We start from the raw sequence: 20,307 nt of genomic DNA, 5'->3' as shown, positions 1-20,307 counted from the left end.
GGAAGCAATACTTCCGATACGGAATGGTGCTTTTTTCCTCTTTTTTGGAATTATTTCCTTGTTATTTTCAGCCAATGTCTTAGCAAGCAATTTTCAAAAAGAGATTAAACGGTATATAAATAACGAAATAACTCATTACTTGGGCAGCATAAACAAGCAAAGTCAGCAAAAAAAAATTGCGTTATACATACCAGCTGCAGCAAAAGAGCTTAGCTGTGATCAGTTATCAATAAACAGAGTAAAACCCAATTCCATTCCCGCAGGCAGAATTCGTCTGACCGTCAGCTGTGCAGATCCTATTTGGCAATTTAGAGCCACCGCAAAAGTGGATCTGTGGCTCAATTTAGTCGTTGCTAAACGCGACTTACAACGCGGCGAAGTGTTAAGTAATGAGTTACTAAACTATGATTCGATTAATATTGCAAAACACGTTTACGGTATGGAAACGAGCACAAATGAATTGATTGGAATGACAGTTAAAAGAAACATCAAGCAAGGCGATTTAGTCACTCGCAGACAGCTCGAAAACAACTACCTAGTCAATAAAGAGCAGCATATAAAACTTCTCATCAGCACAAGCTCCTTTACTGCAAGTGTAAAAGCAATTGCACTTGAGGAAGGGATTAAAGGCCAAATGATCAAAGTAAAAAACCTCAGTTCTGGTAAAATTGTTGAAGGCCAAGTGATTGATAAAGGGGTTGTGAAAGCAACACTTTTATAAATTTAAAAATAAATTTAAGAAATCGATAAATTGGGTCGCTTTACAAAATTAGTAGAAAATTAATTGGGGATTGATAATGAACATAAACAACAAAGGTAGCAGTAGTCATGTTGAGCAAGCTGCAAAAGTGAACAACTTTATTGATGCGGGCAGTCAAGATATCAGTAAAAAATCTCACACAGCGGCGAACAAGCAAGCAAGCACAGAACAAATTAGTTCGCTTAGTAAAACAATCGATAATACCTTTGAAGACTTAGCGTCAAAGCCTGATGTTGATCTTGAAAAAGTAGCAAAAGTAAAAGCCGCTATTGCTAATGGTGAGCTGTCGCTTGACCAAGATACATTAATTAATGCCCTACTAGAGTTTCATAAAAAATGACCATAAACAGCATTAAGCAGTTTATTGAAAGCCTACAACACGATGTACGCAAGCTTGATTCACTCATTAGTGCACTTGAACAACAGTATGTGCTTCTAAGCGAACGAGATACAACATTACAACAGCACAACGCCAAGATGTCTGCTGTTTTACAGTCTTTAGATAAAAACCATCTAAGCCGTGATAGCTATTTACAAAGTTTAGGGCTTGCACAAGGTAAAGAAGGCTTAATGATGTTAGTTGAAAAGTTGCCAAAAGAAATCAAACAAACAACACAAACATTAATGCAGCAGTTAGTCATTAAATCAAAGCATTGTCAGGCACTTAACGAACGTTCAGGTTTATTATTAGCCCGACAAAAACAGTTACTGCACAGACTAACAGGCACACAAAGCAAAACCGCTTACCCTGAATCACCTTTTTAATTTTTATGCCTCCCCTAGCATCACATCAGTTCATTGGTGTGGTGCTTTCTATTTTAATAAAGCTAACCTAGATTTATAGGTTAGAATTAGATGACGTTTAAATTAATATTTTCGCACCTAAGTTTAATGAGATATTTACTTTTCATATTAAGCACTTTTTTATTTGGCTGCAGTTCAAGTAATAATACTTTGCATAATAATGATTTGCTCGATTCCTTCAATAAATATAAATCCCTGTACGGCACCCCTAGAGAGCAAACTTTACTAAAAAAAGAGCTCTGGGAGGCTTTAGTGGAAGCAAGATCCATAACTGATAAAACAGCATTTGTTGATCCTCTAGCAAAATTCCCCATAGAAATTACCAAAATAATTGATACTAAAGAGTCAATTGATGATAAAGATGGGTGTTTATTAGTAAGCGGTACCAATACTAGCGGAGTCCCTCTTGATTACTACATTTCGTTTAATCAAGAAGACAATCGTTGGATAATAAATGAGGTTACCGTCAAGTATTTTCTCGATGGTTCTGAGCAATACCTTGAAAAAGCGGTGTGTGATGAACAAGAAAGAATGAATTTATGGCTTGAATCAATGGAGAGTAGAGATAACTCATAACAACGAAAGTGATTAAACGAGATGAAGTTACGGAAAAGCTTTACAAAGTTTAACCCCATCCGTTAGAAGAATTAACCTGATGCATCGTACGAGATTTAAAGTACGAAAGTTTAAGTTAGGTACTTAGCCTTATTCGCAATTAAGTATCGCTTTAGAGTATCGGCTTCTAGCACCACTCCCTCAAATTAAGACTTTATCATGCAAATCTAAGCACAATAAAAAAGCCGAGTATTTACATACTCGGCTGTTTACTATTCTGGCTCGTAGCCTAAGTTCGGTGATAGCCAACGCTCAGCTTCGGCAAGAGTCATGTTGGTACGCTTAGCGTAATCTTCAACCTGATCTTGTTGAATTTGCGCCACTGCGTAGTATTTCGCTTCAGGATGAGAGAAATACCAACCTGATACCGCCGCCCCAGGCCACATTGCGTATGAACTGGTTAGCTTCATGCCGATACGCTGCTCGGTATCAAGTAACTGCCAGATTTTCTTTTTCTCAGTATGTTCAGGGCAAGCAGGATAACCTGGCGCTGGGCGAATACCTTGGTAGTTTTCACGAATAAGTTCATCGTTCGATAGGTTTTCATCTACCGCATAGCCCCAATACTCTTTACGCACTTGCTCATGCAAATATTCAGCAAACGCTTCTGCTAAACGGTCAGCAACGGCTTTAACCATAATCTTATTGTAATCATCTTGCTTAGCATCGAAGGCATCAGCAAGGTCATCTTCTTCAAGACCACCGGTAACCGCAAACGCACCAAAGTAATCAGGGGTGCCTTTAGGCGCTATATAATCAGCTAAACAGTAGTTAGCAAAGTCGGTTTTTTCAGTTTGCTGACGTAAATGACACGATGTAGTTAAAAGCGTTGTACGCGACTCATCGGTGTAAATCTCAATGTCATCCCCTACTCTATTTGCTGGGAATAAACCAATGACACCAAGTGGTTGTAACGCACCTGATTGCTCAAGCTCATCAAGCATTGCATTAGCATCAGCGAATAAGCTTTTAGCCTGTTCACCAACAATTTCATCTTCAAGAATACGTGGGTACTTACCAGCGATTGACCACGTCATGAAATAAGGTGTCCAGTCGATGTACTGTCTTAACGTCGCAATCGAAACATCTTTAAACTCAGTCACACCCAGCTTTTTCGGCACAGGTGGCGTGTAGTTGTCCCAATCAAGTTTGACTGCGTTGTCGCGAGCACGCTGTAAAGTAACGGGTTTTGAGCGAGGCTTTTTACGTGCTTGTTGTTCACGTACTTTTTCATACTCAGCCTTGGTTTTCTCTAAAAATGCCGGTTTTAACTCTTTCGACAATAAATTAGAAACCACACCCACTGCGCGGCTGGCGTTATTGACGTAAACCACACCTTTATCATACTGAGGCTCAATTTTAACCGCGGTATGCGCTTTCGAGGTTGTTGCACCGCCAATCAGTAGCGGTAATTCAAAACCACGACGGGTCATTTCTTTCGCCACATGCACCATTTCATCAAGCGATGGGGTAATCAGCCCTGATAAACCAATAATGTCGGCTTTTTCGTCAATGGCGGTTTGCAAGATTTTCTCTGCCGGCACCATAACACCAAGGTCGATAACCTCGTAGTTATTACACTGCAGTACAACGCCTACGATATTCTTACCAATGTCGTGTACGTCGCCCTTAACGGTTGCCATAACCACTTTACCGTTGGTTGCGCCCTCTTCTTTTTCGGCTTCAATGAAAGGGTCAAGATAGGCAACGGCGCGCTTCATTACACGAGCAGATTTAACAACCTGCGGTAAGAACATTTTACCCGCGCCGAATAAGTCGCCTACTACGTTCATGCCGTCCATAAGCGGGCCTTCGATCACTTCGATAGGCTTAGCTTTGCTCTTACGGCACTCTTCAGTATCTTCGTCAATATACTCGGTAATGCCTTTTACTAACGCATGTTCAAGGCGCTTTTCAACAGGCCAAGTACGCCACTCTAAATCTTCAACTTTTTCTGCTTGCGCCATACCTGAGTATTTTGGTGCAAGTTCAACAAGTCGCTCACCAGCACCTGGGTCGGTATTGAGGATCACATCTTCCACTGCTTTGCGCAGCTCTTCGGGGATATCGTCGTAAACCGCTAATTGGCCAGCATTTACAATGCCCATATCCATACCCGCTTTAATCGCGTGATATAAAAACACTGAGTGAATCGCTTCACGTACTGGGTTATTACCACGGAACGAGAACGACACATTCGATACACCGCCCGACACTTTACAGTGCGGTAAGCCTTGCTTAATTCGACGCGTACCTTCGATAAACTCAACCGCGTAGTTATCGTGCTCTTCAATGCCCGTTGCAACAGCAAAAATGTTCGGGTCAAAAATAATGTCTTCTGGCGGAAAGCCAATATCTTCAACAAGAATTTTGTAGCTACGCTGACAAATCTCGAACTTACGATCAGCGGTTTCAGCTTGCCCGGTTTCATCAAACGCCATAACCACCGCAGCAGCACCAAAGCGCTTAATTAGCTTAGCTTGGCGAATAAATGGCTCTTCACCTTCTTTAAGTGAAATTGAGTTAACAATGGCTTTGCCTTGAATACATTTTAAGCCCGCTTCAATCACGTCCCATTTAGATGAGTCAACCATGATAGGTACTTTTGAGATATCAGGCTCTGAGGCAATTAAGTTTAAAAACTTTACCATCGCAGCTTTTGAGTCCAACATGGCTTCATCCATGTTGATATCAATCACTTGCGCGCCATTTTCAACTTGTTCACGGGCAACATCGAGAGCGGTCTCGTAATCTTCTTCCATGATCAAGCGCTTAAACTTAGCCGAGCCTGTTACATTGGTACGCTCACCGACGTTAGTAAATACAGCAATTTGGTCAGTCATGTCGGTTTCCTAGTTTAAGTTACACGCTTCAAGGCCCGATAAGCGCATACGCACTTCAAGCTCAGGTAATTGGCGCGGTTTAACACCTTCAAGGCCTTTCGCAAACGCCTTAATATGAGCCGGTGTGGTGCCACAACAACCACCTACAATGTTGATAAAGCCAGACTTGCCCCAATCGATAATTTCTTTGGCCATCTCAGGGGCTTCTAAATCATATTCACCAAACTCATTCGGTAAACCCGCATTTGGATGCACCGAGGTAAAGGTTTCACAAACGCGCGATAGCTCTTCAACATATTGACGCAGTAAGTCAGGGCCAAGGGCGCAGTTAAGGCCGATTGAGAGCGGTTTAATATGGCGAATTGAGTTATAAAATGCTTCGGTGGTTTGTCCTGATAAAGTACGACCAGAGGCATCGGTAATGGTGCCTGAGATCATCACAGGTAAACTACGACCTGCTTGCTCGAATGCTTCCTCTACGGCAAACGAAGCCGCTTTTGCATTTAGCGTATCAAAGATAGTTTCAATCAAAATAAGGTCTGCACCGCCTTCCATAAGTGCAAGTGTTGACTCAACATACGCAGCCACCAGCTTATCAAAGTTGATATTACGATAACCTGGGTCGTTTACATCTGGTGAAATCGAACAGGTTTTTGACGTTGGCCCAAGTACACCGGCTACATAACGCGGTTTGCTTGGATTTTTTGCTTCAAACTCATCACACACACCGCGTGCAAGTTTCGCTGACTCGAGGTTGATTTCGCGGCTAAGACTCGCCATATCGTAATCTTCCATCGAAATAGTCGTGGCATTAAAGGTATTCGTTTCGATGATATCGGCACCGGCTTCTAAGTAAGCACGGTGAATATCAGCAATGATTTTTGGCTGAGTTAGACTTAATAAATCGTTATTGCCTTTAATAAGTACATGCCAATCTTTAAAGCGCTCACCGCGATAATCCTGTTCTTCTAATTTATGTTCTTGGATCATGGTGCCCATCGCGCCATCGAGGATTAAGATTCGCTGTTTTAGCGCCTCGGTTAATTGTTCGCGTTTATTCACTGCATTACTCGGCATAGTTGTTAGTCCTTACGTCTTGGCTAACTAAGTTAATATCATACGGTGTAGTTTGGTACACATAATAGTTTAACCAATTCGAAAACAATAAAAAGGCATGACTTTGCCACGTTTTCGACGGTTCGTTGTCTGGGTTATCGTCAGGGAAGTAGTTTTCTGGCTTAGGCGCATCCGCTGATTTTTCTTGGTCACGCAAATACTCCCCTTTTAAGGTATGCGCATCGTACTCTGGATGACCAGTAATATACACTTGGCTGCCTGATTTATTTTTAATTAAGTAGGCACCTACTCGCTCAGAACCAGCTAACACTACGAGCTCGTCGCAGGCAGTGATCTTGTCGATATCAATATGACCATAGCGAGAGTGTGGCACTAAAAAGGTATCATCAAAACCACGGGTAAGTGCTGCATGGTCAAAGTAACTTTTATGGGTAAATACCCCGCTCAGTTTATTTGGTTTAAGTTCACGCTTAAGGCCATAGTGATGATAAAGCCCCGCATGGGCCGCCCAACACGAAAACAACGTCGACGTAACATGCTGCTCTGCCCAATCTAAAATAACTTTTAGTTCATCCCAGTAAGCAACTTCGTCATACTCTAAATGAGCAAGCGGCGCGCCTGTTATGATCATGGCATCGTAGTTATTATCTTTCACTTCTGAAAAATAACGATAAAACGTATCCATGTGCTGCTCAGAGTTACTACTGGTGCGGTGAGTATCTAAGCGCAACAGCTCAACATTAACTTGCAGCGGTGAGTTAGCGAGCAAACGAATAAACTGCACTTCGGTTTCAACTTTGTTTGGCATTAAGTTTAAGATGGCCAAACGCATTGGGCGTATTTCTTGCGTTTTCGCGCGACTTTTTGGCATTACAAACACGTTTTCTTGACGTAACTTTGCAATAGCAGGCAATTCATCTTTTACTGTAATGGGCATAGCTGGCTCCGAGCATACTTATCTGACTGCTAATTATGAACGGATAGTTAGAAATTTCAACCTCTAGATGTTTAGATGTCCAAATGAAGTGATATTTCTGAGTGGCCATTAATTAAAATGTATGACTCTTTGAGTAAATAACACCTTGATATTAAGCCTATCATAAACGCTGAATTCTGTATTTTGAGGTAGTTTGGGTATACAATACTTGCTGTTAATTTTTATTATAAATTGAAGGCTTCTTTCATGGTGTTACCAGACAAGTTTATATTCTCGATGAGTCGAGTATCTAAGGTTGTGCCACCTAAGCGCACTATCTTAAAAGATATTTCTTTACACTTTTTCCCAGGCGCAAAAATTGGTGTGCTAGGTCTAAACGGTGCAGGTAAATCAACGTTACTTCGCATTATGGCCGGTGTTGACCAAGACTTTGAAGGTGAAGCTCGCCCTCAACCAGGCACTAAAATCGGTTACTTACCGCAAGAACCGCAGCTAGACGAGAACAAAACAGTTCGCGAAACAGTAGAAGAAGCAGTAAGCGAAGTTAAAAATGCACTGAATCGCTTAGATGAAGTATACAACGAGTATGCAATGGATGGTGCTGACTTCGATGCACTTGCGAAAGAGCAAGGTGAACTTGAAGCTATCATCCAAGCACACGATGGTCACAATATCGACAACGTGTTAGAACGTGCAGCTGATGCATTACGTTTACCACCTTGGGATGCAAAAATTGAACACCTTTCGGGTGGTGAGCGACGCCGTGTTGCGATCTGTCGTTTACTACTTGAAAAACCAGATATGCTAATTCTTGATGAACCAACCAACCACTTAGATGCTGAGTCAGTTGCTTGGTTAGAGCGCTTCTTACACGACTACGAAGGTACCGTGGTAGCTGTAACCCACGACCGTTACTTCTTAGATAACGTAGCAGGTTGGATTTTAGAGCTTGACCGTGGTGAAGGTATTCCTTGGGAAGGTAATTACTCATCGTGGCTTGAACAAAAAGATTTACGTTTACAACAAGAGCAGAAATCTGAAAAAGCACGTCAAAAATCAATCGCGCAAGAACTTGAATGGGTGCGTTCAAACCCGAAAGGCCGTCAAGCTAAGTCTAAAGCACGTATGGCACAGTTCTCTGAGCTACAGCAAAACGATTACCAAAAGCGTAACGAAACGAATGAGCTATTCATTCCACCTGGTCCGCGCTTAGGTGACCAAGTTATCGAAGTGAAAGGTCTGAAGAAGAGCTTTGGCGATCGCGTATTAATCGATGACTTAAACTTTGCAATGCCAAAAGGCGCTATCGTAGGTATTATCGGTGCCAATGGTGCGGGTAAATCAACCCTATTCAAAATGCTAAGTGGTGAAGAAACGCCAGATAGCGGTGAGATCCTTGTGGGTGATACTGTTGAGCTTGCAACCGTTGATCAGTTCCGTGGTGACATGGACGAAAGCAACACGGTTTTCCAAGAAATCTCTAACGGTCAAGACGTATTAAAAATTGGTAACTTTGAATTCCCAAGCCGTGCCTATGTTGGCCGCTTTAACTTTAAAGGTAACGACCAACAAAAATTCGTTAAAGACTTATCAGGTGGTGAGCGCAACCGCTTACACCTAGCTAAGCTATTAAAAGCAGGTGGTAACGTATTACTACTGGATGAGCCAACCAATGACCTAGACGTTGAAACACTACGTGCACTTGAGAACGCTATTTTAGAGTTCCCTGGCTGTGTGATGTGTATCTCGCATGACCGTTGGTTCCTTGACCGTATTGCTACACATATTCTTGATTACCGTGACGAAGGCCAAATTAACTTCTTCGATGGTAACTACACAGAATATGAAGAGTGGTTGAAGAAAACCTTAGGCGCAGAAGCGGCGCAACCTAAGCGTATTAAATACAAAAAAATAGGTTAATTGATACTTAAGCTATCATTATCAGAGCCCTGCACACGCAGGGCTTTTTATTTTGAAAGAAAAATGTTTGCATTTAGTTCTTATTAAAGTACCAACTTTAAAAAAGAACTAATCTCATGAAACACCTGCTAGCACTTATTCTACTCTTCTCATGCTTTATAAATAGCACCTTTGCATCTGAACTTGAAAACCCCATACAACTTCCTCCTCTCACGCTTGAAATGGCTGATGGGAGCCAGCTTAAAACGGCTGAATTACTTGGCACGCCTTATATTCTTCACTTTTGGGCAACGTGGTGCCCATACTGTAAAAAGCTTCAACCTGGACTTGAGAAAATTCATCAACAATATAAACGTCACGGCCTTCGCGTGATAGGTGTTAGCTTTCGTGAAGACGATGATGCAACACCTCAACAATCTTTAATAAACAGAGGGCATCATTTTAAAACAGCAATAAAGGCAGATCTGATTGCGCAACAACTTGGCGTAAAAGGAACACCCACAACGCTTTTTATCAATAAACAAGGCCAAGTTATTTGGCTAACCACCACATCAGACCCTGACGATAAAAAACTTCATGACAATGCCGCCAAACTCGTGAGTGATTGACTATACTCTAAGCTTAAGCATCGCTAAGGGTTATTATGAAAAATCGTCGTAAGTATTCGCGTATCTTGTTTTCTACACCAGCAACATTGGTTATGAATGAACACACATACAATTGTGAATTACTCGATATATCTTTAAATGGGGCACTGATAAGCCTTCCTGATAAGCTCTTGGCTGATAAAAATGCGCTGGCAGAACTTACTTTCTCGCTGCCAGAAAGCCAAATCACTATTAATATGTCTGTTGAAATCAGGCATATTGAGCCGTTTCATTTAGGCTTACACTGTGTCCATATCGATATTGATAGCATCACTCACTTAAAGCGGTTAGTAGAGCTAAACCTAGGAGACGATGACCTATTACACCGAGAGCTAACTATGCTAATACATACACCCGAATAGACTATTAAAGGTAACTTTATTACCATAGTTAAAAACTGGCTGTGCTGTATTCAATGAATTTAAATCCACATTTACCTATCGTCTATCATCCTAATTACTCATTTAACTTCGATCCGAAGCATCGCTTTGTAATGAGCAAATTTGCATACTTATATGAACATGTAAAAAGCCTTGGTCTTATTAATAGTAATTTAGTCCAACCAAAGTTAGGCACGCCAGAACCTCTCGAACTAGTACATTGCGATAATTATATTTATGACCTTTGGCATAACCGCCTTGACGAAAAAGCAATGCGCCGTATCGGCCTGCCGTGGTCTGAGCAACTCATGGCGCGTACTTTTACCGCCCCACTTGGCACCTTGCAAACGGCGCGTCTTGCCTTGAAGCATGGTATAACTTGCCATCTAGCAGGAGGCACCCACCATGCTCATACTGACTTTGGATCCGGCTACTGCATGGTAAACGACTTAGCGTTTACCAGCGAAACCCTAATAAAAAGTGGTGAAGTCACCAATATACTTATTTTTGATTTAGACGTTCACCAAGGTGATGGTACCGCAGCAATGCTCGCGCATCAGCCCTATGCCTATACCTGCTCTATCCACTGCGAAAAGAATTTTCCGTTTCGCAAGTCAGCCAGCGATTTAGACATAGGATTAGCACCCAATGCGGCGGATAGTGAATACTTAGGCGTTGTTGACGATACTCTGAGTTATTTATTAAACACCCTTAACCCAGATTTAGTGCTTTATGATGCAGGTGTTGATGTATGGCAAGAGGATGGCTTAGGAAAACTTGATATAAGCTGGCAAGGGATAGAGCAACGCGATCATTTAGTCCTTAAGCGTTGCCTAGAGCGCAATGTACCTGTCGCAACGGTAATTGGTGGTGGTTACGATAAAGATCACCGTCGTCTTGCCGCTCGCCATGGCATAGTGGTAGAGCAAGCTGCACGCTTTTAAACAATAACGAAAAAAGGCCCGGTGGAGAAAAGAACCGGGCCTTTGCTACTGTAACATTGGGATATGTTAGCAACTTTTTTCTAAGTTAAAACAAGTAGCTGTGGAGCTACCGAATGATAATCTAAAGCCATCGCTATACTCAAAACCGTAATATTTACTATCGAAAAAGCAAATACTTGGCGCGCCCAGCCGCTTACATCAATATTACGACGATAGCCACGGAGCGCCATTAGCAACCACCAAAAACTCGTTGTACAAGCCACAGCCATAAAAGCTAAACCTGTATAACCACTAATGGTTAATAACATCACAACCAACGCATACACGGCGATATATAAAACAATGTGATGCTTTGCCTTCTCAATCCCTTGCGCTACAGGTAGCACAGGAATTCTGGCCGCTTGGTAGTCGTTATAACGAAAGATTGCAATTGCATATGAATGAGGCATTTGCCATAAACTAAACATTACCAATAAAATCACAGCACCAGCATCAAACTGCCCAGTTACCGCACAATAGCCCACCACAGGTGGAACTGCGCCCGATAAACTCCCTACAAAGGTGCCGTACACAGAACGACGCTTCATATATAAGCTGTACACACCGACGTAAATGACGTAACCAAACGTAGCAAATAAGAGTGCCACTACGTTGGTATACACTGCTAATAATGTGAAACCAAAAACACCAAGCACGATGCCATGTGTCATAGCCGCCTTTGCTGACATTTCGCCAGTGACTGTGACGCGTTTGCGAGTGCGCGCCATAGCAACATCAATATCACGATCAATGACATTATTGATTGCGCATCCAGATGCTACGACTAAAGATAACCCTAGCAAGGTCGCGACCATTAACCATGGGTCAACATCACCACGAGAGGCTAGCAAGAATCCTCCCGCGACGGAGATTAAGTTGCCCATGATAATGCCAGGTTTAGTGACATTTAAATAACGTCGAAACACTTCCTCGACTCCTCTAATATTTCGCACAAACGCAAAATTACGAAAGAAACTAGCTAGTAACAGACTGTAAGAACTGGAGACACAACCTCAAACTAACCAGCTCCTTTCGTAAACTCTTTAATCAATTACAAAGTAATTGTTATTAGTACATCATCATGGCGTTCGATTCGTAGATGATCCACACCGACAAACCAACCACCATTACGATAATGATAGCGCTGAAGATAAATGACAATGAGCTGGCCTTGCCGTCTTCAGTTTTAAAACTTAAATGCAAGAAGTACTTTAAATGCACCCAAATTTGCACAACAGCCATCGTTACAATGCACCATACGGTGGCTGGTTTTGAAAACGACCCACTAATTACAGCCCAAAATGGAATAGCCGTTAAAACCACTGACAGTAGAAAGCCAACTAAATAGTCTTTGATACTGCCATGTGATTGCGCGTTATGTGCGTGTACTTCTAGATTATTAATGACATGTGATTCACTGTGACTCATTACATTGCTCCCATTAAATAAACAACGGTAAATACACAGATCCACACCACATCTAAGAAATGCCAGAATAAGCTTAAACAACTTAGGCGTGTCACTGTTTGCGGGTTTAAACCACGACGTAAAACTTCGATCATCATGATTGTCATCCAAATCAAACCTGCCGTCACATGCAGACCGTGTAAGCCCACTAAAGAGAAAAACGAGGTTAAAAAGGCGCTTTGTTGTGGGCCATTACCGTGCGCAATTAGGTGATGAAATTCATATACTTCCATACCAATAAACACGGCACCAAAGGCAAACGTGACCAGTAACCAAGTTAATGTAGCGGCCTTCTTCTGCGAATGCGCAGAGATCATCGCAAAACCAAAGGTAATACTACTAAGTAGGAGTGCCGCGGTTTCAACCGCAACAAAATCAAGTTCAAAAATATCTTTGCCAGACACGCCACCGGCTGTGTTCATAAACAGTACGGCATAGGTTGCAAAGAAAGAAGCAAACAATAAGCAGTCGGTCATCAAGTACAACCAAAAACCGAAAACCGTGTTGCCACCCGTATCGTGATGCTCATGGTCATGTGCATCAACATGACCTTGAGTATTATCTAAGGTGTTTAAATCAGCAGTGATAGAACTCATGCATTCACCCCTTTAGTCGCGGCGGTATTGTGCGCCGTTTCAAGTTCAACAATTTCATCTGGTTGCACGTAATAATCAACATCCGCCGTATAACAACGTTTGATAAATACCGCGATAGCGCCCAGTAAACCAAAGGCTGCAAGCCACCAAATATGCCAAATCATGGCAAAACAGAAAGTTGTTAAAGCTGCGCTCATTAATACACCTGCCGATGTATTTTTTGGCATGTGAATTGGGCTATAAGAGGCTTCTTGCTTGTAAGCTAGGCCTTTTTCTTTCATGTCAGTCCATGCATCAATGTCATCAACATGGGGGATTTTTGCAAAGTTATAGTACTGCGGAGGTGAAGCAGATGCCCACTCTAGGGTATGACCGTTCCACGGATCGCCCGTTGTATCGTCAAGTTGCTCGCGGTTTTTGAAGCTCACCACAAGTTGTACTACTTGGAACAAGATACCGAACATAATGATCACCGCACCGCCAGCTGCAATGTATAACCAGATGTTCCAATCAGGGTTGTTTGTGTGGTTTAAGCGACGTGTCATACCTAAGAAACCAAGTACGTATAACGGCATGAATGCTACGAAGAAACCAATTAACCAACACCAGAAAGATCTTCTGCCCCAGCTTTCATCAAGTTTGAAGCCCATTGCTTTAGGGAACCAAAATGCAAAACCAGCTAAATAACCAAACACTGCGCCACCAATAATGGTGTTATGGAAGTGAGCGATTAAGAATAAGCTATTGTGTAATACGTAGTCAGCACCTGGAATGGCAAGTAACACACCGGTCATACCGCCGATAGTGAAAGTCACCATGAAACCTAAAGTCCAAAGAACTGGCACCGTAATACGTAAACGACCACGATACATAGTGAATAACCAGTTAAACAACTTAACCCCGGTCGGTACCGCGATAACCATGGTCATCACACCAAAGAAGGCATTCACATTAGCGCTTGAGCCCATAGTAAAGAAGTGGTGAAGCCAAACGATGAACCCTAAAATAGAAATCGCACCGCTTGCGTAAACCATCGACTTATAACCAAACAGGCGTTTACCAGCAAACGTTGAAATAACTTCTGAGAAAATACCAAACGCAGGTAAGATCAGAATGTAAACTTCAGGGTGACCCCATGCCCAGAATAAGTTGATGTACATCATCGCATTACCACCTAATTCATTCGTGAAGAAGTGGAAATCGAGATAACGGTCAAGCGTTAGCATTGCCAGTACAGCCGTTAAAATTGGGAACGATGCTGCAATTAAGATATTCGCCCACGTACATGCCCACGTAAAAATAGGCATTTTCATTAATGTCATGCCTGGTGCACGCATTTTGAATACAGTCGCTAAGAAGTTAACTGACGTTAACAAAGTACCCAAACCGGATATTTGCAAGGCCCAGATATAATAATCGACCCCCACACCCGGACTAAACGACAGCTCAGATAATGGCGGATAAGCAACCCAACCTGTTTTAGCAAATTCACCGAAAAACAGTGAAATATTAATGAGTATCGCACCACCAGCAGTTAACCAAAAACTTAGATTATTCAAAAATGGGAATGCAACATCACGGGCACCAATTTGCAGCGGTAAAATGATGTTCATTAAACCAATCATGAACGGCATCGCCATAAAGATGATCATAATCACCCCGTGTGCCGTAAAAATTTGGTCGTAATGTTCAGGTGGTAAGTAACCACTTGCACCGCCGGTAGCCATCGCTAATTGCAGTCGCATCATAATGGCATCCGCGAAACCACGGAAAAGCATGATAAGCGCAAGAATGATGTACATCACACCTAAGCGCTTATGATCAATTGAGGTGATCCAGTCGTGCCAAAGCACGCCCCATTTTTTATATTTTGTTACTAAGCCTGCCACTAGCAAGCCTAAGACAGCAACCACCGTCATGGTAACCATGATAATTGGTTCATGAAACGGGATTGCGTCTAATGTTAATTTACCTAACAACGACATGATTATTCCTCGTCCTCGCTATGCCCTTTATGAGCTGAGTGCTCTGGCATTGCGTGTTGCATTGCACCGTGTGAGCCATGCGCTTGCATATATTTCATTACGATTGAATGGAACATATCTTTATCAACACTGGCGTAGTATTTAACTGGGTCGTACTCACTTGGCTTAGCAAGTTCAACATAGGTCTGTTTAGTAAGCGCAGAGCCTGTATTTTTAACCTTATTTACCCATGCATCGAAATCAGCTTGGGTTGGGGTAGCAATGGCATTAAACTTCATACCCGTGAAACCAGCACCGCTGTAATTTGCAGAGAAACCTTTAAAAGTTCCTGGTTCATCAGCTATCAAGTGAAGTTTGGTTTCCATGCCTGCCATTGAGTAAATTTGGCTACCAAGCTGAGGTATGAAAAACGAATTCATGGTGCTTTCTGAGGTGATCTTGTATTGAACAGGCACGTTAGCCGGAAAAACCAACTCATTCACTGTTGCAATGCCTTGCTCTGGGTAAATAAATAACCATTTCCAGTTTAAAGACACCACTTCTACAGTAAGGTGCTCACCCTTCCCTTCAAGTGGTTTATAAGGGTCAAGATCTTGCGTTGATTGCCAAGTGATCACACCTAAAATAACCACAATAATAATCGGAATGGTCCATACAACCGCTTCAATCTTGTTTGAGTGAGCCCACTTAGGAGCATAAATTTCTTGGTCTCGTCCATCACGGTATTTCCATGCAAAATAAATTGTCATGGCAATAACTGGGATTACAACAATCAGCATTAATACCGTCGCTACGATAATTAAATACTTTTCGTCAGCCCCAATTTGACCTTTTGGATCAAGTACCCCGCCTTTACAGCCAGACAAAGCCAGCACTAAAGACGCTAGAGCAATATTACAAAGGTTACGAATTGACAAAGGAATATCCTACAACCTAAAAGTTAACACTTGTCGATAAGTACACGACGCTTCTCTGTAGCAAAAAACGGCCACAGACATCCCCAGCCAAGTAACGAGCACAGAAAATCGGCACGCTAAAATGTGGGAATAATTAGGTTAGCTGACTGAAATTTGGACGCAGAAGGCCCACTAGGTGCTTAGTAAAGACAACTTAGTAAACGACTAAAATGGCTGAACTTAAGCAACAAAGCTTATTTACAGACAACCATTTACACGAGGAGGAGCACGACAGCCATGAGCGCTGTGTACTACTAAAGACTTTATCGTTTCACGCGCTGCGAAGGCCGCTTTACGTAAAATGACACCTGCACGACGCGCAGGGAAGAAATGGAAGACCAACCAGCATAAACCAATAAGTAACTGGCAAGACACCACTGGGTAAGCTAAAAAGCTCAACACATTAAGTAATGGTGCTTCGTACAGAGCCCCTTCACTTAATAAACTTCTTAGCCCGTGAGCATCTTCTAATGTACCGTTGATTAGCATGGCTGAATTAATCAGCAGCAAAGCTAAAACAGACATTAGTTCTTTACCAGCAAAAAACGCACGCGCAGCCAATTGCAATCTAGCTAAACTAGACTGTTTGACACCTTGTGACTGATTAATTGCTCGCAAAACTCACGCCTTTTAAAACTTTCACCACATTTAAGGTAGTTGCTCTACCCTATTTTTTAATGCGGTAACATGATCTTCATCAATAAAGTTTCAGTAATTACTGAAATTTCGATGTGGAGTATAACAAAGTCAACTTATCATACAAGAAAAAATTAACAGCGGTCAGTTAACCAGCATTTAATTAAGCTATAAAAAAATGTAAATAACCAATACTAACTTAGATAACCACCTAAAAAATTAGAGGATTTTATATTACAAAGTGAAATAGATAGGAAAGAAATTGTATAAAAACTTCTTAATACTGCAAGGTAATGCAGCTTGAGACAACTGTGTATCAGTACTCAAACCCAGAAGCATTCTAAATAATATCACTTTTTTATTTTTCATTCCCTAATTCAGTTACGCAGCATAATAAAGTATGTTAATTTACTATTACCTCTTGTTGTTGATATACAAGGGTCCAAAACAAAAACGCGAAACTATTTTTAAGGGAATAATATGAAGTTTGCTATTACATCGACACTTCTCAGCTTGATGTTAACCACTCAATCATCATACGCCGACGTAGAAAAAATGAAGCATTTTTCAAGCTTTGATGATTTAAGTAATGTTAGAGTGATCGATATTGATAATGATTCGAATAAAGATATCATTGCAATGATTAATGATGACAGCCAAAGGTTGTATATTATTAGTATCATCGGCAATGATGAAACTGTCAACACGCCAGTAACCAATGCAATAGAGTTTGAGAGCGAAGGAGAATCAATTGCTTCGTTTGAAATTTATTACGATAAAAGTTCAGATAATCACTTTGCTATTATTATTAGCGATCAACGCAACGCACACCTTGTAAATTTAACTGCTAGAAAATATGTAAAAAAGATCCCAAATATAACTGCTGATAACGTTAAATTTAAAGACATAGATAACGATGGCAATATTGAGGTTATGCTAATAAATGAAAGCACTATGTATACGCTAGATATGCATAGCCTCGAAACAAAAGCGCACTACACCCTGCCACATTATGAGTTTACTGTCGGAAAGTTTACCAATCATCTGCTCAATGAAATGCTGACATGGGACGGCGAAATCTACCAAATTCAAGGCAGTGATGTAAAAAAAGTTGGCGAGCTACCCGTAACAAGCAGATACTTATTTGCCAAAGATTTAAATAATGATGGCATGGATGAAGCTGTAGGTGAAAAGTGTACTATCGATGTAAATGAAAACAGCGTTATTTGGCCTTTGGAGAGTACGCTAGAAGATTGTAATCAAGATAATGATTTTTTAAAATACACTAGTAGATCGCCTTACTACAACAACGACCTTTATCAAGATTATACAGCCATTGATAACAATGCCGAGATGTACAGTGATTCGAATCGTAGGACTCACTTTAACTATTTCTATAACTATTTAACAAGAGAAGAAGAAGTCATTGGCAGGAGCGTCACAACACAGGATGGAGGCGATTATCAACCTAATATTCTTCATTATATCTATGAATATTTAGACTTGTATGGCGATGAGCAAAAAGAAACAATTGAGCAAATACAGAGACTCAATGTTAAAGAAGTGAGATTCGGAGAGGTAACTGAACTCGGCTTTAACGGCAATGCTTATTTAGCCATGCAAAATGAAGAGATAAAGATTATTGAAGAGTATAGACAGCTTATTATTACCACAGGTTCGAAGTGGGATCCTGCCTATTTAACAAGTTATACAATATTAAATAGTATTTCTCCTGTCACACAAACTGAATCATGGTCAAAAAGTGTAACTAAAGAGCTTTATGCTTCTGAAGTAGATAAAGTTTCCATAATACCTTTTGGTAGAAACACCGATAATAAAATTGTGTACTCGACTCTAGGTGAGCAGTGGAATCCCGGTATTAGTAAACACTATATATTGAACATGGATGGGTCTAATCATATCGAACAACCTTTTATTGGCTATTTCAAGCTATTGGGTGATATTGACGGTGACGGAAACCAAGAATACCTCTACCAATATTCAGACTGGTATTATGCTGATCAGTCAAAACCATTTGAAGTCAGAGAGTTATACAGTGACAACATAAAATATACGATTTCACTTATCGGTGAGCCTCAACTTGATATATCAGAATTACTAACGACAATTGACTTTGACGGTGATGGTATTAAAGAACTTGTGTTCGAGCATCTAGGAACTAACAAGCAGACAGCCGTCTATAACTTTGTTAAAGACACCCACTCATTACTTGATTTAGGTGATATCCAATCACTTGATACTTTTACGTATAATAATAACGAGCAATTGTATACAACAACTCAGGACGGGGCTTTAGTATCTATTTCCGCCCAAGGAAACAAACAAGAAGTGGCTAACTTCTGTGCATCATCAAAATTAATTGCTGTTGAGCAACACCTTAGTGGCCAACTTCATATCGCCTGCGAAAATGAACTAGGTGTCTTTAATTTGGCAAATGCACAATATAATAAGCTGGTTACTCTTGATGTGGCCGCTACACATTCAGATATTGAAATAGTTAACGAAAAGACCTATTGGCTAATAACACACTCAAATGGCAGAGAACTATTTAAAATCGGCGAAAAAACAGAGCAACCTTATCAACTTAGTGTAACTGAATTTAACACCAATAAGTTCACGCCTGTTGAGTTTAAAGCATTGAGTGAAAAAGATTCCTTCAACTATCGCTTTTATATTTCAAAGGCACCTAGCAAAGGCAATATTACATTTACCGATAGGGCTCTTGGCCACTTTAGTTACACTCCCACAACTGGCGAAGTTGGCCTAGACCAATTTGAGCTTTCTATGTCTATAGGCGGAAGGGCCACTGAAAGTGTGTCGGTTTCAGTCAATATTGATGGAACACCTCTTGTCATTGAGCCTAATCCAATTTCTGCTCATTGGCGCACGCCACTGAGCGAAACTCTCTCCTTATCAGGTGCAGGTGAAAACAGTAATCTTCAACTTAACGTAAAGGTACAGCCAGCATCAGGCGAGTTTGTGTTTAGTAATAATGCAACGGGTGAGTTTACCTATACACCATTAATCTCAACGTTAGAGCCAGCTAATTTTGTCGTTAATATAAGCAACGAGATTGGTTTAAATATTGATAAAATGATTACAATAAATCATACCAATACATCCCCACAGACACAGGCTCTGGAATTAATCATCAATCAATCTGAAGCAGCTCAATTCGAACTATTAGCCCAAGATGCAGATTCAGATCCACTTACTTATGAGCTTGTATCTGAGCCAAGCATAGGTTCAGTAACATTAGACAACATCAGTGGAATCGTATCATATACGCCGCAAACTAATACAAGCTACGAAACTAGCTTTCAGTACCGCGTTTTTGATGGTATGAGCTACTCTGAGCCAAGTACAGTTACTATAACCACTAAAGCCGATGATACAGACGATAATGGCGAAGAAACAAAAGAAAAAAGCGGGGGCAGTATGCCCTTCTATATTCTTTCATTACTTGCCATTGTGGGACTGCTGCGTAAATCGAAGTTTTCTTTCACTGTATAAACTTAGCAACTCCAACCTTTACTTGCTCTTGGGAAATATTCCAAGAGCAAGATTCAATAATAGCGCCTCTATTCTGTGTGCTTCTATAAAAAATCAACTAAAGACGCGCGCCGCTAAGTACCCCAAAGTTAAAAAGAATAAAAACAAGAAGATAAGGTTGAACAAAA

18 protein-coding genes are annotated in these 20,307 nt (G+C 41.1%); 9 read left to right on the top strand and 9 right to left on the bottom strand.

The annotated features are described in order from the left end of the window. Window positions 1-58: 58 nt before the first annotated feature. The 4 genes from flgA to L3Q70_RS04040 all read left to right on the top strand — a co-directional run bounded on the left by flgA (window position 59) and on the right by L3Q70_RS04040 (window position 2,140). On the top strand, window positions 59-721 hold the full coding sequence (flgA, locus tag L3Q70_RS04055; protein WP_237114888.1) for a flagellar basal body P-ring formation chaperone FlgA: 663 nt from the start codon (window positions 59-61) through the stop codon (window positions 719-721). A gap of 76 nt (window positions 722-797) precedes the next feature. Next, window positions 798-1,100: a flagellar biosynthesis anti-sigma factor FlgM gene (gene flgM / locus L3Q70_RS04050; protein WP_237114887.1), complete on the top strand. Its 303-nt coding sequence runs from the start codon at window positions 798-800 to the stop codon at window positions 1,098-1,100. Then, window positions 1,097-1,525: a flagellar export chaperone FlgN gene (gene flgN, locus L3Q70_RS04045; RefSeq protein WP_228074417.1), complete on the top strand. Its 429-nt coding sequence runs from the start codon at window positions 1,097-1,099 to the stop codon at window positions 1,523-1,525. The genes flgM and flgN overlap by 4 nt, the downstream gene beginning before the upstream one ends. A 90-nt stretch (window positions 1,526-1,615) precedes the next feature. Next, the gene (locus L3Q70_RS04040; RefSeq protein WP_237114886.1) at window positions 1,616-2,140 is read left to right on the top strand and encodes a hypothetical protein; all 525 of its coding nucleotides are present in this window, start codon (window positions 1,616-1,618) and stop codon (window positions 2,138-2,140) included. Window positions 2,141-2,391: 251 nt separating this feature from the next. Here L3Q70_RS04040 and metH read toward each other — a convergent pair whose 3' ends face one another. From metH to metA, 3 genes are read right to left on the bottom strand one after another with little or no spacing between them, the layout of a single operon-like run. Further along, window positions 2,392-5,022, bottom strand: a complete 2,631-nt coding sequence (gene metH, locus L3Q70_RS04035) for a methionine synthase (RefSeq protein WP_237114885.1) — start codon at window positions 5,020-5,022, stop codon at window positions 2,392-2,394. 9 nt (window positions 5,023-5,031) lie between these two features. Then, the gene (locus L3Q70_RS04030) at window positions 5,032-6,099 is read right to left on the bottom strand and encodes a homocysteine S-methyltransferase family protein (RefSeq protein ID WP_193988430.1); all 1,068 of its coding nucleotides are present in this window, start codon (window positions 6,097-6,099) and stop codon (window positions 5,032-5,034) included. Beyond that, a complete protein-coding gene (gene metA / locus L3Q70_RS04025; protein WP_193988429.1) occupies window positions 6,089-7,036 on the bottom strand; it encodes a homoserine O-succinyltransferase in 948 nt (315 codons plus the stop codon). The genes L3Q70_RS04030 and metA overlap by 11 nt, the downstream gene beginning before the upstream one ends. 246 nt (window positions 7,037-7,282) lie before the next feature. Between metA and ettA the strand changes: the two genes are divergently transcribed. The 4 genes from ettA (at window position 7,283) to L3Q70_RS04005 (ending at window position 10,927) form a co-directional block, all read left to right on the top strand. Then, on the top strand, window positions 7,283-8,956 hold the full coding sequence (gene ettA, locus L3Q70_RS04020) for an energy-dependent translational throttle protein EttA (protein ID WP_237114884.1): 1,674 nt from the start codon (window positions 7,283-7,285) through the stop codon (window positions 8,954-8,956). A gap of 116 nt (window positions 8,957-9,072) precedes the next feature. Beyond that, entirely contained in the window at window positions 9,073-9,564 is a 492-nt protein-coding gene (locus L3Q70_RS04015) for a TlpA disulfide reductase family protein (RefSeq protein WP_062570282.1), read from the top strand. A 35-nt stretch (window positions 9,565-9,599) separates the two neighbouring features. After that, complete coding sequence (locus L3Q70_RS04010) at window positions 9,600-9,965, top strand: PilZ domain-containing protein (protein WP_062570281.1); 366 nt, start codon at window positions 9,600-9,602, stop codon at window positions 9,963-9,965. A gap of 53 nt (window positions 9,966-10,018) precedes the next feature. Beyond that, entirely contained in the window at window positions 10,019-10,927 is a 909-nt protein-coding gene (locus tag L3Q70_RS04005) for a histone deacetylase (RefSeq protein WP_237114883.1), read from the top strand. Between the two features lie 80 nt (window positions 10,928-11,007). Here the strand turns inward: L3Q70_RS04005 and cyoE are convergent, their stop codons facing one another. The 6 genes from cyoE to L3Q70_RS03975 form a co-directional block, all read right to left on the bottom strand. Then, window positions 11,008-11,892 carry a heme o synthase gene (cyoE, locus tag L3Q70_RS04000; protein ID WP_193988424.1) on the bottom strand — a complete coding sequence of 295 codons (885 nt, stop codon included), beginning with the start codon at window positions 11,890-11,892 and terminating at the stop codon, window positions 11,008-11,010. A gap of 142 nt (window positions 11,893-12,034) precedes the next feature. Beyond that, window positions 12,035-12,394 carry a cytochrome o ubiquinol oxidase subunit IV gene (gene cyoD, locus L3Q70_RS03995; protein WP_237114882.1) on the bottom strand — a complete coding sequence of 120 codons (360 nt, stop codon included), beginning with the start codon at window positions 12,392-12,394 and terminating at the stop codon, window positions 12,035-12,037. Then, entirely contained in the window at window positions 12,394-13,029 is a 636-nt protein-coding gene (gene cyoC, locus L3Q70_RS03990) for a cytochrome o ubiquinol oxidase subunit III (RefSeq protein WP_193988422.1), read from the bottom strand. Before cyoC ends, cyoD begins: the two co-directional genes overlap by 1 nt. After that, a complete protein-coding gene (gene cyoB / locus L3Q70_RS03985) occupies window positions 13,026-15,014 on the bottom strand; it encodes a cytochrome o ubiquinol oxidase subunit I (protein WP_193988421.1) in 1,989 nt (662 codons plus the stop codon). Before cyoB ends, cyoC begins: the two co-directional genes overlap by 4 nt. A 2-nt stretch (window positions 15,015-15,016) precedes the next feature. After that, a complete protein-coding gene (cyoA, locus tag L3Q70_RS03980) occupies window positions 15,017-15,931 on the bottom strand; it encodes a ubiquinol oxidase subunit II (protein ID WP_130151029.1) in 915 nt (304 codons plus the stop codon). A 237-nt stretch (window positions 15,932-16,168) separates the two neighbouring features. Next, window positions 16,169-16,588: a hypothetical protein gene (locus L3Q70_RS03975; RefSeq protein WP_130151028.1), complete on the bottom strand. Its 420-nt coding sequence runs from the start codon at window positions 16,586-16,588 to the stop codon at window positions 16,169-16,171. Between the two features lie 498 nt (window positions 16,589-17,086). Between L3Q70_RS03975 and L3Q70_RS03970 the strand changes: the two genes are divergently transcribed. Further along, entirely contained in the window at window positions 17,087-20,140 is a 3,054-nt protein-coding gene (locus tag L3Q70_RS03970) for an Ig-like domain-containing protein (RefSeq protein ID WP_193988420.1), read from the top strand. The last annotated feature ends 167 nt before the right edge of the window (window positions 20,141-20,307 follow it).

Source organism: Pseudoalteromonas sp. CF6-2 (genome assembly GCF_021729425.1).
Taxonomy (GTDB): domain Bacteria; phylum Pseudomonadota; class Gammaproteobacteria; order Enterobacterales; family Alteromonadaceae; genus Pseudoalteromonas; species Pseudoalteromonas arabiensis.
This window is presented reverse-complemented; position numbering and strand designations above follow the sequence as displayed.

Coding starts and splice junctions, on each gene's coding strand:
- ettA (WP_237114884.1), top strand. CDS start 7,283: ATGGTGTTACCAGACAAGTTTATATTCTCGATGAGTCGAGTATCTAAG.
- L3Q70_RS04015 (WP_062570282.1), top strand. CDS start 9,073: ATGAAACACCTGCTAGCACTTATTCTACTCTTCTCATGCTTTATAAAT.
- flgM (WP_237114887.1), top strand. CDS start 798: ATGAACATAAACAACAAAGGTAGCAGTAGTCATGTTGAGCAAGCTGCA.
- cyoD (WP_237114882.1), bottom strand. CDS start 12,394: ATGAGTCACAGTGAATCACATGTCATTAATAATCTAGAAGTACACGCA.
- flgN (WP_228074417.1), top strand. CDS start 1,097: ATGACCATAAACAGCATTAAGCAGTTTATTGAAAGCCTACAACACGAT.
- L3Q70_RS04040 (WP_237114886.1), top strand. CDS start 1,616: ATGACGTTTAAATTAATATTTTCGCACCTAAGTTTAATGAGATATTTA.
- cyoB (WP_193988421.1), bottom strand. CDS start 15,014: ATGTCGTTGTTAGGTAAATTAACATTAGACGCAATCCCGTTTCATGAA.
- metH (WP_237114885.1), bottom strand. CDS start 5,022: ATGACTGACCAAATTGCTGTATTTACTAACGTCGGTGAGCGTACCAAT.
- L3Q70_RS04030 (WP_193988430.1), bottom strand. CDS start 6,099: ATGCCGAGTAATGCAGTGAATAAACGCGAACAATTAACCGAGGCGCTA.
- L3Q70_RS04005 (WP_237114883.1), top strand. CDS start 10,019: ATGAATTTAAATCCACATTTACCTATCGTCTATCATCCTAATTACTCA.
- metA (WP_193988429.1), bottom strand. CDS start 7,036: ATGCCCATTACAGTAAAAGATGAATTGCCTGCTATTGCAAAGTTACGT.
- cyoC (WP_193988422.1), bottom strand. CDS start 13,029: ATGAGTTCTATCACTGCTGATTTAAACACCTTAGATAATACTCAAGGT.
- L3Q70_RS03970 (WP_193988420.1), top strand. CDS start 17,087: ATGAAGTTTGCTATTACATCGACACTTCTCAGCTTGATGTTAACCACT.
- L3Q70_RS04010 (WP_062570281.1), top strand. CDS start 9,600: ATGAAAAATCGTCGTAAGTATTCGCGTATCTTGTTTTCTACACCAGCA.